This is a genomic window from Kribbella monticola (genome assembly GCF_003261635.1).
Taxonomy (GTDB): Bacteria; Actinomycetota; Actinomycetes; order Propionibacteriales; family Kribbellaceae; genus Kribbella; species Kribbella monticola.
The window spans coordinates 514,537-525,955 of record NZ_QFXK01000039.1; the positions used below are offsets into that span (position 1 = coordinate 514,537).

At 68.9% G+C, this 11,419-nt stretch carries 14 protein-coding genes; 8 read left to right on the plus strand and 6 right to left on the minus strand.

Features of this window, described 5'->3' with window-relative positions; all coding sequences use genetic code 11:
• Positions 1-75: 75 nt before the first annotated feature.
• Positions 76-819 carry a GNAT family N-acetyltransferase gene (locus DIZ26_RS33870; RefSeq protein ID WP_112248617.1) on the minus strand — a complete coding sequence of 248 codons (744 nt, stop codon included), beginning with the start codon at positions 817-819 and terminating at the stop codon, positions 76-78.
• A gap of 77 nt (positions 820-896) precedes the next feature.
• Between DIZ26_RS33870 and DIZ26_RS33875 the strand changes: the two genes are divergently transcribed.
• The 3 genes from DIZ26_RS33875 to DIZ26_RS33885 are packed head-to-tail and all read left to right on the plus strand — an operon-like array spanning position 897 to position 2,795.
• Positions 897-1,799 carry a GNAT family N-acetyltransferase gene (locus tag DIZ26_RS33875; RefSeq protein WP_232828785.1) on the plus strand — a complete coding sequence of 301 codons (903 nt, stop codon included), beginning with the start codon at positions 897-899 and terminating at the stop codon, positions 1,797-1,799.
• A complete protein-coding gene (locus DIZ26_RS33880; RefSeq protein ID WP_112248618.1) occupies positions 1,800-2,012 on the plus strand; it encodes a hypothetical protein in 213 nt (70 codons plus the stop codon).
• Positions 2,013-2,036: 24 nt separating this feature from the next.
• A complete protein-coding gene (locus tag DIZ26_RS33885; protein WP_112248619.1) occupies positions 2,037-2,795 on the plus strand; it encodes an IclR family transcriptional regulator in 759 nt (252 codons plus the stop codon).
• A gap of 1 nt (position 2,796) precedes the next feature.
• Here DIZ26_RS33885 and rpsN read toward each other — a convergent pair whose 3' ends face one another.
• Positions 2,797-3,102: a 30S ribosomal protein S14 gene (gene rpsN, locus DIZ26_RS33890; protein ID WP_112248620.1), complete on the minus strand. Its 306-nt coding sequence runs from the start codon at positions 3,100-3,102 to the stop codon at positions 2,797-2,799.
• A 5-nt stretch (positions 3,103-3,107) separates the two neighbouring features.
• Positions 3,108-3,275 carry a 50S ribosomal protein L33 gene (rpmG, locus tag DIZ26_RS33895; protein ID WP_112248621.1) on the minus strand — a complete coding sequence of 56 codons (168 nt, stop codon included), beginning with the start codon at positions 3,273-3,275 and terminating at the stop codon, positions 3,108-3,110.
• A 136-nt stretch (positions 3,276-3,411) separates the two neighbouring features.
• Here rpmG and DIZ26_RS33900 point away from each other — a divergent pair, with 136 nt between their 5' ends.
• The 3 genes from DIZ26_RS33900 (at position 3,412) to DIZ26_RS33910 (ending at position 6,316) form a co-directional block, all read left to right on the plus strand.
• The gene (locus DIZ26_RS33900) at positions 3,412-4,512 is read left to right on the plus strand and encodes a CobW family GTP-binding protein (RefSeq protein ID WP_112248622.1); all 1,101 of its coding nucleotides are present in this window, start codon (positions 3,412-3,414) and stop codon (positions 4,510-4,512) included.
• A complete protein-coding gene (locus DIZ26_RS33905) occupies positions 4,509-4,757 on the plus strand; it encodes a type B 50S ribosomal protein L31 (protein ID WP_112248623.1) in 249 nt (82 codons plus the stop codon). The genes DIZ26_RS33900 and DIZ26_RS33905 overlap by 4 nt, the downstream gene beginning before the upstream one ends.
• 137 nt (positions 4,758-4,894) lie before the next feature.
• Positions 4,895-6,316, plus strand: a complete 1,422-nt coding sequence (locus tag DIZ26_RS33910) for an aromatic amino acid lyase (RefSeq protein WP_232828786.1) — start codon at positions 4,895-4,897, stop codon at positions 6,314-6,316.
• Here the strand turns inward: DIZ26_RS33910 and DIZ26_RS33915 are convergent.
• A complete protein-coding gene (locus DIZ26_RS33915; protein ID WP_232828787.1) occupies positions 6,313-7,560 on the minus strand; it encodes an SGNH/GDSL hydrolase family protein in 1,248 nt (415 codons plus the stop codon). The genes DIZ26_RS33910 and DIZ26_RS33915 overlap by 4 nt on opposite strands.
• A 33-nt stretch (positions 7,561-7,593) precedes the next feature.
• The gene (locus DIZ26_RS33920) at positions 7,594-8,568 is read right to left on the minus strand and encodes an NADP-dependent oxidoreductase (RefSeq protein WP_232828788.1); all 975 of its coding nucleotides are present in this window, start codon (positions 8,566-8,568) and stop codon (positions 7,594-7,596) included.
• Between the two features lie 57 nt (positions 8,569-8,625).
• Here DIZ26_RS33920 and DIZ26_RS33925 point away from each other — a divergent pair, with 57 nt between their 5' ends.
• Positions 8,626-9,609, plus strand: coding sequence for an ArsR/SmtB family transcription factor (locus tag DIZ26_RS33925; protein WP_112248625.1), 984 nt, complete (start codon positions 8,626-8,628; stop codon positions 9,607-9,609).
• On the opposite strand, the gene DIZ26_RS33930 is transcribed toward DIZ26_RS33925, so the two are convergent.
• Positions 9,585-10,439: a hypothetical protein gene (locus DIZ26_RS33930; protein WP_112248626.1), complete on the minus strand. Its 855-nt coding sequence runs from the start codon at positions 10,437-10,439 to the stop codon at positions 9,585-9,587. The two genes, DIZ26_RS33925 and DIZ26_RS33930, sit on opposite strands and share 25 nt — an antisense overlap.
• Before the next feature lie 83 nt (positions 10,440-10,522).
• Between DIZ26_RS33930 and DIZ26_RS33935 the strand changes: the two genes are divergently transcribed.
• Positions 10,523-11,413 carry an alpha/beta fold hydrolase gene (locus tag DIZ26_RS33935; RefSeq protein ID WP_157979893.1) on the plus strand — a complete coding sequence of 297 codons (891 nt, stop codon included), beginning with the start codon at positions 10,523-10,525 and terminating at the stop codon, positions 11,411-11,413.
• The last annotated feature ends 6 nt before the right edge of the window (positions 11,414-11,419 follow it).

Sequence of the window (11,419 nt, forward strand, 5' to 3'; positions counted from 1 at the left end):
CACCCCCACCCACCAGCACCCCCACCCCCCTTCCCGTCTCAAACCCGAGACAACCCGCGCGACCCGAGCACTCGTTCAGCTCCGGGCGAGCTCCAGTTCCGCGCCGACCTGCGTGGCGCCGAAGGACGCGAGGAGGGTCAAGGAGGCGGTGTTGGTTTCGTCGGCTTCGGCGGTGACCAGGACGGCGCCGCGATCAGCCAAAACGTTGAGGACCGCGGAGACCAGAGCACGGGCAAGTCCACGGCGACGGTGGTCCCGCAGTACGCCGATCAGACCGAGACGGGGTAGCGGACGCGGCCCGTTCCAGACCCGGACCAGCCCAGCGTAGGAGCCATCGGGAGCCACAGCGACGAGGTAGGTCGCCGGGTCGAAGTACGGCGAGTCGTAGGTCTGCTCGCGGAACGACGCCTCGTCCGATTCCCATCCTTCAGCACCCGGTACATCGCTCCGGAGCGCGTCGTCGAGAGCCATCAACTCCCGTACTCCGGTATCAGCTGCGCTGATCAGCCGGTACCCCGCCGGCAACTCGAAACCGGTTCGCGTCACCGGAATCTCCAACTGCACCTCCCGGCGGACGGAGGTGAAGCCCAGGGCGACCAGCGCGTCGATCGCCAAGCGATCAGCTTCGTTGACAGTGGTCAGGCACGGTCCGTTGATCTTGGCGATCAACGCCTCGTACGCCGTCGGTTCGGTGTCGCCGAAGAAGAGGCGCAGTTTGCGGTCGGGCGCGAGCCAAGGATGCAGTTCACCGATCGCGGCGCCGTCGCGCGAGGCGATCCAGCCTTCCTGGTCCGGTGAGCGGGTCACCGTGATGGTCATGGCGATGACGTTAAGGCTGACGCACGGGCCGGTTCCAACGGTTTATCGGCGACCCTGTGGGGATCTAGGGTCGGGGGATGGGGTTTGAGATTCGGGTGGCGGGGGTTGGGGATGCGGTGGGGATTGCGGGGGTGTGGGCGGCAGCGATGCCGCATCTGGTGAAGACGGCGCGGGGGATCGAGGCCGAGCTGCGGACCGACACCTCGCGGGTCGTGCTGGTTGCTGTGGAGGACGAGAAGGTCGTTGGCTACGGCAACGTCTACCTGCCGGCCGAAGATGCGGGCGGCTCGCCGCGGTTGCGGGTGACGGTGCACGTGCCGCCGGCCGAGCGGCGGCGTGGGATCGGGACCGCGGTCGCCGAGGCGATCACCAACGCGGCTGTGGATTCCGGCGCCGGCAGCCTCTTGGTTGTCGTGTCGGACGACGACGAGTCGAAGAAGTTCGCAGCCGACAACGGATTCACCCTGGCCCGGCAGATGAGTCACGCCAAGGCCGAGCTCAGCCAGGCACCCGCGCCCGCCGCAGTACCGGACGGGCTTCAGGTCGTCACCTTCGACGAGATCGATCCGCACAAGGTCTGGGAAGCGTGGGCTGCGGTGGCTGACGGCGATCCGAGCGGACTGTCGCACACCCCGGCGTACGACGAATGGCTCGCGGCCGATTGGAATCACCCGGATCTCCGCCGCGATCTGAGCATCGCCCTGCTGACCGAAGACGGGCAGGTGGTGTCGTTCGTGAGTACGACGGCCGACCCCGAGCGGCGGGTGATCTGGTCGAACCTGACCGGCACGATTCCGTCGTACCGCGGCCGCGGGCTGGCCAAAGTGGTGAAGTCGGCCGCTCTCACGCGCAGCCGCGACGCCGGATTCGTCACCGCCTTCACCGGCAACGACAGCAACAACGCGCCGATGCTCGCGGTGAACCGCTGGCTCGGTTACGAGACCACAGCATCGGCCTGGACCGCGGAGAAGACCCTGTAAATGACGAGATTCCTGATCGCCATCACCGTCTTCGCCGCGCTGGCCACCGGTGTCGGTTTCCTGCTGTCCGGCGAGGACGACTTCGCCTGGGGTGTCGCGCTCGGCCTGTTCGGCCTGGCCCTGCTCGGCGAGGCGTTGCGACTGTGGCTCCGCCGCAAGCGCCAGACCCCGGCGGACACGGAGCCCCCGGCTCGCCAATCGGCCCGATTCTGACCGCTGGGCACTACGCTCGCTGTTGTGAGCGGCAACGTTCCCGCCTCGACCCGCACCTTGCGGGTACTGACGTTCCTGGCCACCCAGCCCGGTCCGGTACCGATGGAGCGCATCGCCTCCGCGGTCGGCCTGCCACGCTCGTCGACGTATCACTTGCTCAAGGCAATGATCAGTGAAGGCTTCGTCGTCCATCTGCCGGAGGAGAAGCGGTACGGGCTGGGCGTCGCTGCGTTCGAGATCGGATCCGCTTATCTACGGCACGATCCGCTCGAACGACTGGCCCGGCCGCTGCTCGTCCAACTCGTCGCGGACGTCGGCCAGACCGCACACCTCGGCGTCCTGCACGGCCGCGAACTCGTTTACCTGTTGAAAGAACAGCCACCCCGGCCGGTCACGCTCGTCACCGACGTCGGCGTACGCCTGCCCGCCACATTGACGGCATCCGGCCGGGCCCTCCTCGCCGAGCTCCCGGCCCCGCAGGTCCGGGCACTGTTCCCAACCCCGGAGAGCTTCGTACGGCGTACCGATGCCGGCCCGCAGACGCTCAGCCAGTTGCGGCGGCTGCTGGCCGACGAACGGCGCCAGGGATACGCCATCGAGGAATCACACATCACGCCGGGATTCGCCTCGGTGGCCAGTGCCGCCGTCGATCACGCCGGCCATCCGGTCGCCGCGATCAGCGTCACCTTCCGCACCGAATCCGTCCCATCCGAAGCGATCCCGGCGCTGGCCCGCCGGACGAAACAGGCAGCCGACGCGTTGACGCGCCGGCTGCACGGTTGATCTACCAGGACGACTTGGTGATTCCCGGCAGTTCGCCACGATGGGCCATCGTGCGGAACCGGACCCGGGAGATCCCGGCCTTGCGGAGGAACCCACGCGGCCGGCCGTCGGCCACATCGCGGTTACGGACCCGGATCGGGCTCGCGTCCCGCGGCAGCTTCTGCAGTTTCAGCTGCGCCTCGCCGCGGGCGTCGAACGAACTGGTGGGATCGGCGATGACCCGCTTCAGTTCCGCCCGGCGCCCGGCGTACAGGGCCACAGTCTTCTTACGCTGCTCGTTCTTGGCGATCTTGCTGGTCTTCGCCACGCCTGCTACCGCTCCTCGCGGAACTCGACGTGGTGGCGGACCTTCGGGTCGTACTTGCTGAGGGTCAGCCGATCGGGGTCGTTGCGCCGGTTCTTCCGGGTCACGTAGGTGAACCCGGTGCCCGCGGTGCTCCGCAGTTTGATGATCGGGCGAACTCCGTCGCGCTTGGCCATCTGACCTTTCCTTCCAGGCGCCGAGGCGCCGTCGAATGCTTGGGTACGGTGAACACCGGCGGTGCGACCCGGTATTCCCAGCCGTCCTGAGCAGTGTACGTTACTGGTAATCATTTTCAATAAGACGGGAGACGCCATGCTGCCGGTCACCTTGCTGACAGGGATCGACGAGCCCAGCCGGAACGCCGTCGCGACCACCCTGCTGACACCCAGCGCGGTACTTGTCGAGTACGACGTGAGCGGTCTCGCCGGCGGCTCCGTCGTCCGGATCGCCCGGACCTCGGCCGGCGTGATCGACGAGGAGGTGATCCGGATGGGTCACCCCTGCGTCTCCTGTGCGATCCGCGGATCGCTGGTGGCGCTGTTGCTGAGCATCGCAGCGACCGGCAAGTACCAAGCGGTGATCGTGTCGGTCCCCGGCGCCGGCGACACCCAGGCGCTCGCCGAGGAGATCGCCCGCGACGGCAGCGACGAGCTCCGAGTGGACGCCGTCCTGACAGTCCTGGACACCGCGACGGTGGTCACCGACCTGACCGGAGAGAGCCTGATCCACGACCGCGGCATCCCGACCGCTGCCGAGGACGGCCGCGCGATCGCCGAGGTCGTCGCCCGTCAGCTCGAGTACGCCAACGCGGTGATCCTGAGCAGCCCCGACGAAACGGTCGCAGCACTGGCCCGGGCGATCAACCCGCAGGCGATGGTCCGGACCGACCCGGCCGGCCTGCTCGGCGTACGGCTGCATGATCCTGACACGGCCGAGACCTGGGTCGAGCCGGGCACCATCAGTGCGCCACTGCAGGACGGCGGCCGGGTTCGCACGCTCGTCTGGCAGTCCACCCGGCCGTTCCACCCCGAACGCCTGTACGACGCCCTCGAGGACATCGTCGCCGGGACGGCCCGTGGCAAGGGGACGGTCTGGCTCGCATCGAGACCGGACCTCCGACTCGGCTGGGACAGCTTCGGCACGAACATCTCCCTCGGCGTACTCGGCCGTTGGCTGGCCGACCTTCCGGCGGACCGCTGGTCCGAGGTGGGCCGGACCCATCAGGCCCGCTCGGCACTGGAGTGGCACCCCGAGCACGGCGATCGCGCGACGTACCTGTCCATCACCGGAATCGATCTGGACATCTGGGAATTAGAGCGCCGCCTGGATGGTTGTGTCCTTCGTGCGGATGAATCGGCAGCTCAGCTGACCGATCCGTTCGCCCCTTATCTGGAAGGAAGTGCAGCAGCATGAAGAAGGACGTTCACCCCGACTACCGCCGGGTCGTCTTCCGGGACAAGTCCGGTAACTTCAGCTTCCTCACCGGCTCGACACGCCAGAGCACCGAGACCATCGAGTGGCACGACGGGAACACCTACCCGGTCGTCGACGTCGAGATCTCGTCCGCCAGCCACCCGTTCTACACGGGCCAGCAGCGCGTGATGGACACCCAGGGCCGCGTAGAGAAGTTCAACAAGCGCTACGGCAAGGCTTCGTAACACTCACGCCCCCAACGGCCCGCCACTCCTCGTGAGTGGCGGGCTTTTGCGTTCCCAAAACCAACTGTCTCGGATCTCAGACGGAAGATCGTAGGCGGGTACGCCGTGGTGTGGGTCACAGGTCGCACACTGGGCGGGTGGAGCCGATCGAGATTTCCGGGGTGGGGCTGACGCCGCTGGACGTGGTTTCGCTCGGGCAGCGGCGGACGCCGGTGCAGTTGGCCGAGACCGCTCGCAAGAAGATGGCCGACTCGGCCGCGGCCGTCGCGGAGATCGCCCTGCATCGTCCGGTTTACGGCCGGACGACCGGTGTCGGCGCGAACCGGGACGTGCTGACGAACGATCCGGAGCACGGCGCCCGGCTGCTCGCGTCGCACTCGACCACCGGCACCACGTCGTACCCCAAGGAGGTCGTGCGACTCGGCCTGCTGATCCGCGTCAACCAGCTCGCGACTGGCGGCTCCGGGCTGGCACCCGAGGTCGCCGACGCGATCGTCGGCCTGCTCAACGACGACAACCTGCCCGATCTGCACCGCGGTGGCGCGATCGGCACGGGCGACCTCGGCCCGCTCGCGGAACTCGGGCTCGCACTCGGCGACGTGATCGACGGGACCAGCGCGCTCCCCCTGCTGTCCAGCAACGCACTCACGCTGGCCGACACCTGCCTCGCGTACGTCGAAGCCGCCACCCTGATCAACGTAGTACCGCTGGTCGGCGCGCTCTCCCACGTCGCGCTTCGCGGCAACGCCGAGGTGTACGACGTACGGGTGCACGAGGCGCGCCCGCAACCAGGGCAGGTCCGGGTCGCCCGCCGGATGCGCGGGTTGCTGGACGAGCTGCCGTTGCCCCCGGCAAGAATCCAGGACCCCTTCGGTCTGCGTGCGTTCGCCCAGGTCCTCGGACCCGCCGTCGACCATGTCGATGCCCTGGGCAACGCTTTGACGATCGACCTGAACGCCTCCGCCGAGAACCCGCTCGTCGCCGGTGACACCGTGCTGCACAACGGAAACTGGCATGCGATGCCGATCGCGCTCGCCCTGGACTCGTTGCGGCTGAGCCTGCACAGCGTGGCGACCCTGTCGACCTCCCGCGTCGCCAACCTGGTCGATCCGGAGTTCACCGGGCTGAGCCGGTTCCTGGCCAGCGGCGCCGAGGCGAGCTCCGGCGTGATGATGATCGAGTACGTCGCCCACGACGCGCTCGCCTCGGTCCGGTCCACCGCGCAACCGGCGACCCTGGGGACGGCGACCCTCAGCCGGGGTGCTGAACACCACGCGAGCTTCGCCCCGCAAGCCGCAGTACTCACTGCGCAGTTGCTCGACGCACTCCGGGACGTTCTGGCTTGTGAGCTCGTCACGGCGGTCCGAGCAGCCCGGCTGGCCGGCATCACGCCGGAACAACTCGCGCCTGCCGCGGTCAGCCCCTGGCTCGCCGACGCCTTGGCCGCGCTCCCCGACGACCTCACCGACCGCTCTCTGCGCGACGACCTCGAGATCGCCCGCGGCCTCCTCACCCAATGGGGCGACCGCCAGGTCGAACACCCAGCCGAATCCGGCTAGCCGACCAGGTTGAGGTCGAAGGCCTTGGCCATGGCGGTGAAGCCGGCTGCGTTCGGGTGGAGATGGTCGCCGGAGTCGTAAGCGGGCAGGAGCTGGAGCGGCGACTTCGGGTCGCGGAGAGCGGTCTCGAAGTCGACGACGCCGTCGTACTCACCGGAGGTCCGGATCCACTGATTCACGGCCTGCCGAGCGATCTCACCACCGACCGTGTACTGCGCGGAGGCCCAGTACGGCGTGAGTGTCGCGCCATACGCCTTCAAGCCGGCCGCATGCGCTCGCGCGATCAACTGCCGATGCGCCGCGATCACCTGGGTCGCCGAGATCGCGCCCCTGGTCAACCGGATGTCGTTGATCCCCTCCAGCACCACAACAGCCTGTACGCCGGTACGCCGTACCACGTCGCGCTCGAACCGCCCGATCGCGGCCTCACCCGACGACCCGGCATTCGCGAGCAGCCGATTCCCCGCGATCCCGGCATTCAGGGCGCCCACGTCGCGGAGGAGCAGCAGGTCGGCGAGCTGATCCGGATAGCGCAGATTCCGGTCCATCGGCGACGCCGCCCCGTCGGTGATCGAGTCGCCGAACAGGACGATCGCGCCCTTCGCGGAGCCACGGACGTCCACCTCGGACACGACGAACCGGGCCATCCCCGGCACCTTCCGGTACTGCGCGCCGCCGCCCGTGGTCTGCTCGCCGTACGCGCTGAAGGCGGTGGCGTAGCCGGCCGGGTGCTGCGTGAGCGGCCCGGTCGCGGCGGGGAAGAAGGTGCTGATCACCAGGTCGCTGTCCTCCGCGACCGACAGCGAGATCGGGTCGGAGAGCACTTCGGCACCGACCGGGATGGTGACGCCCGGCCTGCCTTTGAAGGTGAGCGGGAGGATCTGCAGGATCTCGACGTTCGGCGTCGCTGCGGCCGTCGTCTTGCGCGGCGCGACGGTGGTCCGGCCGATGGTCAACGGCCGGATCCCGAAGCGGTTGGACAACCGGATCCGGACCGAGTTGCCGCCGACGGAAAGATGCACCACCTGGCGCAAGGTGGTGTTGGCGACGCCGGTCGCGGACAGGCCGGTCCTGTCGGCCTGCGTGACCGCGGTCGCCCAGCTCCCGACCCAGTTCCCGGCCTTGCGGACCTGCGCAGGCGGTTGGCCGGCGATCGGTGCGGGCGGCGCAACCGGCTGGGCCGCGGCGACGACAGCGGCGATCGCAGAGATCAGCGACCGCACCCAGCTGTCACCAATCAACACGATCCACCGGCCTCCTCACGACCGCCGATTCTGTCACAACCGCACGATCATCTTTCCCCTGTTCGCTCCGCTCAACATCGCCAGGAAGGCTTCGACCATCGAGTCGAAGCCGGTCACGACCGTCTCGTCCGAAACCATCCGGCCGGCCAGGAGTTCGGGGACGACGAGGTCGTACAGCTCGGGTCTGGCATCCAGGTTCTCGCGGACCAGGAAGCCTTCGAGCCTCAGCTCCTTGCCGACGATGTCGAAAAGGTTCCGGGGCGCGACCGGCGCCTCGTGGTTGTAGGTGGACACCGCGCCGCACCAGGCGATCCGGCCGCGCTGCTTGAGCACGTCGATGGCCGCGGCCAGGTGCTCGCCACCCACGTTGTCCAGGTAGACGTCGATGCCGTCCGGAGCAGCCTTGGCCAGTGAGTCGACGATCGGCCCGTCCCGATAGCAGAACGCGGCATCGAAGCCGACCTCCGAGACGAGCCGCTCAGCCTTCTCCCGCGACCCGGTGCTGCCGATCACCCGGCCTGCTCCGAGCAGCTTGGCCAGTCGGGCGGCCGCAGTACCGACTGCGCCGGCGGCAGCCGAGACGAAGACGGTTTCGCCCGGCTGAAGCTTCGCGACCCGGACCAGCCCGACATAGGCGCTGAGCCCGGTCCCACCGAGGATCCCGAGGTGAGCCGACAGCGGTACGCCGGGGATCTCCTCGATCCGGCGGCTCTCGCCGGGACGCACGAGCGCGTGGGTCCGCCAGCCGTTCCCGTGGAAGACGATGTCACCGACCTCGTACTCCGGGGTGCGCGACTCAACAACGCGCCCGAGCGAGCGGCCCTCGAGCGGCGAATGCAGTTCCCACAGCTCGTCCATGCATTGGCGCATGTACGGGTCGACGGACAGATAAAGGTTCTCCACCAGTGCGGTCCCGGGCTGGACGACGGGCGGCTCGGAGTCGACGAAGGCGAACAGGTCGGCGGTGGGTACGCCGGTCGGACGGCCCACCAGCTGGATCTCGGTCATGCCGCCCATCGAACGATCGGCTCGGTGGTGTCGGCCAGAGAGTTAGTCTGGGACTAAATGATCAGCTACCGGCTCGACGTCGACGATCTGGCCGACATGCGCTTCGCCTGCTCTCCGCTCCTGGAGGCGGCCACCAGCCTGTGGGCTCTGCACGAACCCTCGGCGCATGTCGTCCACCTGCCTTGGATCCGCCGGACCGAGGCGCTGATCGCGGACTGGCCCGACCGAGACCTGTTGCTGTCGCTCGTCGCTCCCGAGGTGCAGTGGTTGCCGGACTTCCTCACGCCACGACCTGAATCGCCACTGCCCGAAGTGAAGGACGAGCTTCGACGGGTCCGAGCGACACCACCGGGCCGGGCACTCACCGACGTACTCGGCGCGTACGGCGGCAGGCCGCTGCCGCCCGAACTGGCTCGGCTCTGCGAGCAGCCGCGCCGCCTCCGGGACCGGTTGAGCGACCTGCTGGAGTCGTATTGGGAGTTGGCCATCGAGCCGCACTGGCGCCGGATGCAGGCCGTTCTCGAAGCCGACATGGTCTATCGGGCAAGGTTGCTCGCCCGAGACGGGGCAGCCGCCGTACTGACCGGACTCGATCCGAGCGCGATCTGGGCCGACGGCGTACTACGGCTGCGCGTCTCGTCGTACCGGTTGGACTACGACGCCGTGGTGCAGGGAAGGGGGTTCTGGCTGGTGCCGACGTTGTTCGCGAAGCACGCTATCAGCCCGGTCGGTGCCGACGAGCCACCGACCGTCGCGTACCCCGCGCGCGGGATCGGCACGCTCTGGGAGACCGCGGTCGAGCCCGGGCCGGAAGCGCTCGACGAGTTGATCGGGCGCGCCCGAGCCGGTCTGCTGGCCACGCTCGACTCCCCCGCCTCGACGCTCGAACTGGCCCGCCGCCGCGGAGTCACCCCGAGCGCGATCTCACAACAACTCGCGGCTCTCACTGCGAACCGCCTGGTCACGAAGGCCCGGGCCGGTCGAGTCGTCCTCTACGCCCGCACCGAACTCGGCGATCAGCTGGTCGGCAGGCGGTCGTAGGCCTGCAGGGTTCGCAGTGCGCGGACGGTTTCGACTCCGCGGTATTCGAGTTTGGCCGCGGCGCCGGGAGGTTCCCAGGTGATGGCCCAGCCGCCGTCGGGTTGCTGGTCGGCGATCAGGCGATCGAGGTGCCCGGCGATCTGCTCGTCGGTGAACAGCGGTCGCCAGACACTGTCCGGCGTCGGCGCGAGGTGCAAGGGCGTCACGCCGTACTCCGGGTCGTCGGCGTCGGCTCGGAAGTACGAGACCTTCGCCAGGTGCTCGCGGATCGGGTCGAGGTCGACTCCACCGGGAGCGTGTTCCAGATACTCCATCGCCTCGTGCAGCGCGTGGGCGTCACCGGGCAGACCGTCGGCGAGCGTCTTCGCGCACCAGGCCGCCGCCTGCTCACGCCAGGGGTGTTCGACACCGAGCTTGTGCAGCCGGCCGACCAGACCGGCCGTCGGGTTGAGATCGGGCCGATAGGTCCAGTCGCTCATGTGCTCGGCGCGCGGGTAGTTCTCGATCGCGGGGGTGCACAGCGAGACCGCACCCTCACCGGTGGCGACCGACGCCAGCCAGTCGCAGGCACGGCGTACCAGGTCGTCGTCGTGGGCACCGGCCGCCAGCAGGATGTCGAACGCGGTCTCGACGTCGAGCCCCTGGCTGTCCGGGCATCGCTTGTCCGGCTCCAGCGCGTGACCGAAGCCGCCGTCGGCGTTCTGGTAGCCACGCAGCGCGTCCACCACCCCGCCGGGATCGGCGCCTTCGAAGAGGGTCGCGAAGAGCCGGCGCTCGACCAGCCGGCCGTCGGTACGGACGAAGTCCCGGGCAGCAGTGAAAAGGTCCATGCCTCCACCTTCCCGCACGGACCGCCAACAGTCTTGAACGAATCGGACACGTCGCGACCCGCACGGTTGGCATGATCGCGGCTATGACCGACGACCTGTACGCCGACGTGCTCGACGAGGACCTGGTTCGCCCGGACGGCCGGACCGTCGCCTGGACCCGAACCGGCTCCGGTACGCCGTTGCTGCGGCTGCCCGGTACGCCAGGGTCGCGCTGGAGCATCCGGGCGGATCGATCGGTTTGGACCGACCGTGGACTGCAGGTCATCACCACCGAGCGGCCGGGCTACGGGCGCTCCAGCAGGCTCCCGGGGCGGCGGTTCCGTGAGCACTCCGACGACCTGGCCGCGATTCTCGATCACCTGGGGCTGGACCGCGTCTACCTCACCGGTGGCAGCGGCGGCGGTCCGCACGTACTCGCGTTCGCCGCACACCACCCCGATCGCGTCATCGCCGCCACGATCACGGTCGGCCTGCCACCGCTGGAGGACCACGAGTACGACGCGATGATCCCGCTCAACGCGGCCGCCTTCCGGGCAGCCCGGGCCGGTGACGAGGCCGGCGTACGCGAGGTACTCACTCCGTCGTACGAGGCCATGCAGGCAGGGCCGCTGGCCGGGCTGGAGGCGGCGATGAAGACCGCGCCGGCGTCCGACCTGGAGGTGATGAGCGACCCGCGCTGGCGGCTCGCGCAGACCAAGGCGATCGAGGCGGCCTTCGCCCAGGGCATGGACGGCTGGGTGGACGAGACCCTGGCGATGGGCGGTGACTGGGCCGACATCGATCTGACCGCGATCAAGACCAGCGTGACCTGGTGGCACGGCGTCGCCGACCGCAACTGCCCCTTCACCGCGGCCCAGCGCCTCGTCGACAAGTTGCCCACGGCAACCTTGCGTGAGCTCGGCGACCTCGGTCACTTCGAGCCCTACCGCCGCGAGGGCGAGATCCTCGACGAACTCCTGGCCCGCGGCGCCTAGCCGTTC

Excerpts from the sequence above, each read along its gene's own strand:
- DIZ26_RS33905 (WP_112248623.1), top strand. The coding sequence starts at position 4,509 with ATGAAGAAGGACGTTCACCCCGACTACCGCCGGGTCGTCTTCCGGGAC.
- DIZ26_RS33935 (WP_157979893.1), top strand. The coding sequence starts at position 10,523 with ATGACCGACGACCTGTACGCCGACGTGCTCGACGAGGACCTGGTTCGC.
- DIZ26_RS33880 (WP_112248618.1), top strand. The coding sequence starts at position 1,800 with ATGACGAGATTCCTGATCGCCATCACCGTCTTCGCCGCGCTGGCCACC.
- DIZ26_RS33900 (WP_112248622.1), top strand. The coding sequence starts at position 3,412 with ATGCTGCCGGTCACCTTGCTGACAGGGATCGACGAGCCCAGCCGGAAC.
- DIZ26_RS33925 (WP_112248625.1), top strand. The coding sequence starts at position 8,626 with ATGATCAGCTACCGGCTCGACGTCGACGATCTGGCCGACATGCGCTTC.
- DIZ26_RS33920 (WP_232828788.1), bottom strand. The coding sequence starts at position 8,568 with ATGACCGAGATCCAGCTGGTGGGCCGTCCGACCGGCGTACCCACCGCC.
- DIZ26_RS33875 (WP_232828785.1), top strand. The coding sequence starts at position 897 with ATGGGGTTTGAGATTCGGGTGGCGGGGGTTGGGGATGCGGTGGGGATT.
- DIZ26_RS33870 (WP_112248617.1), bottom strand. The coding sequence starts at position 819 with ATGACCATCACGGTGACCCGCTCACCGGACCAGGAAGGCTGGATCGCC.
- DIZ26_RS33930 (WP_112248626.1), bottom strand. The coding sequence starts at position 10,439 with ATGGACCTTTTCACTGCTGCCCGGGACTTCGTCCGTACCGACGGCCGG.
- rpmG (WP_112248621.1), bottom strand. The coding sequence starts at position 3,275 with ATGGCCAAGCGCGACGGAGTTCGCCCGATCATCAAACTGCGGAGCACC.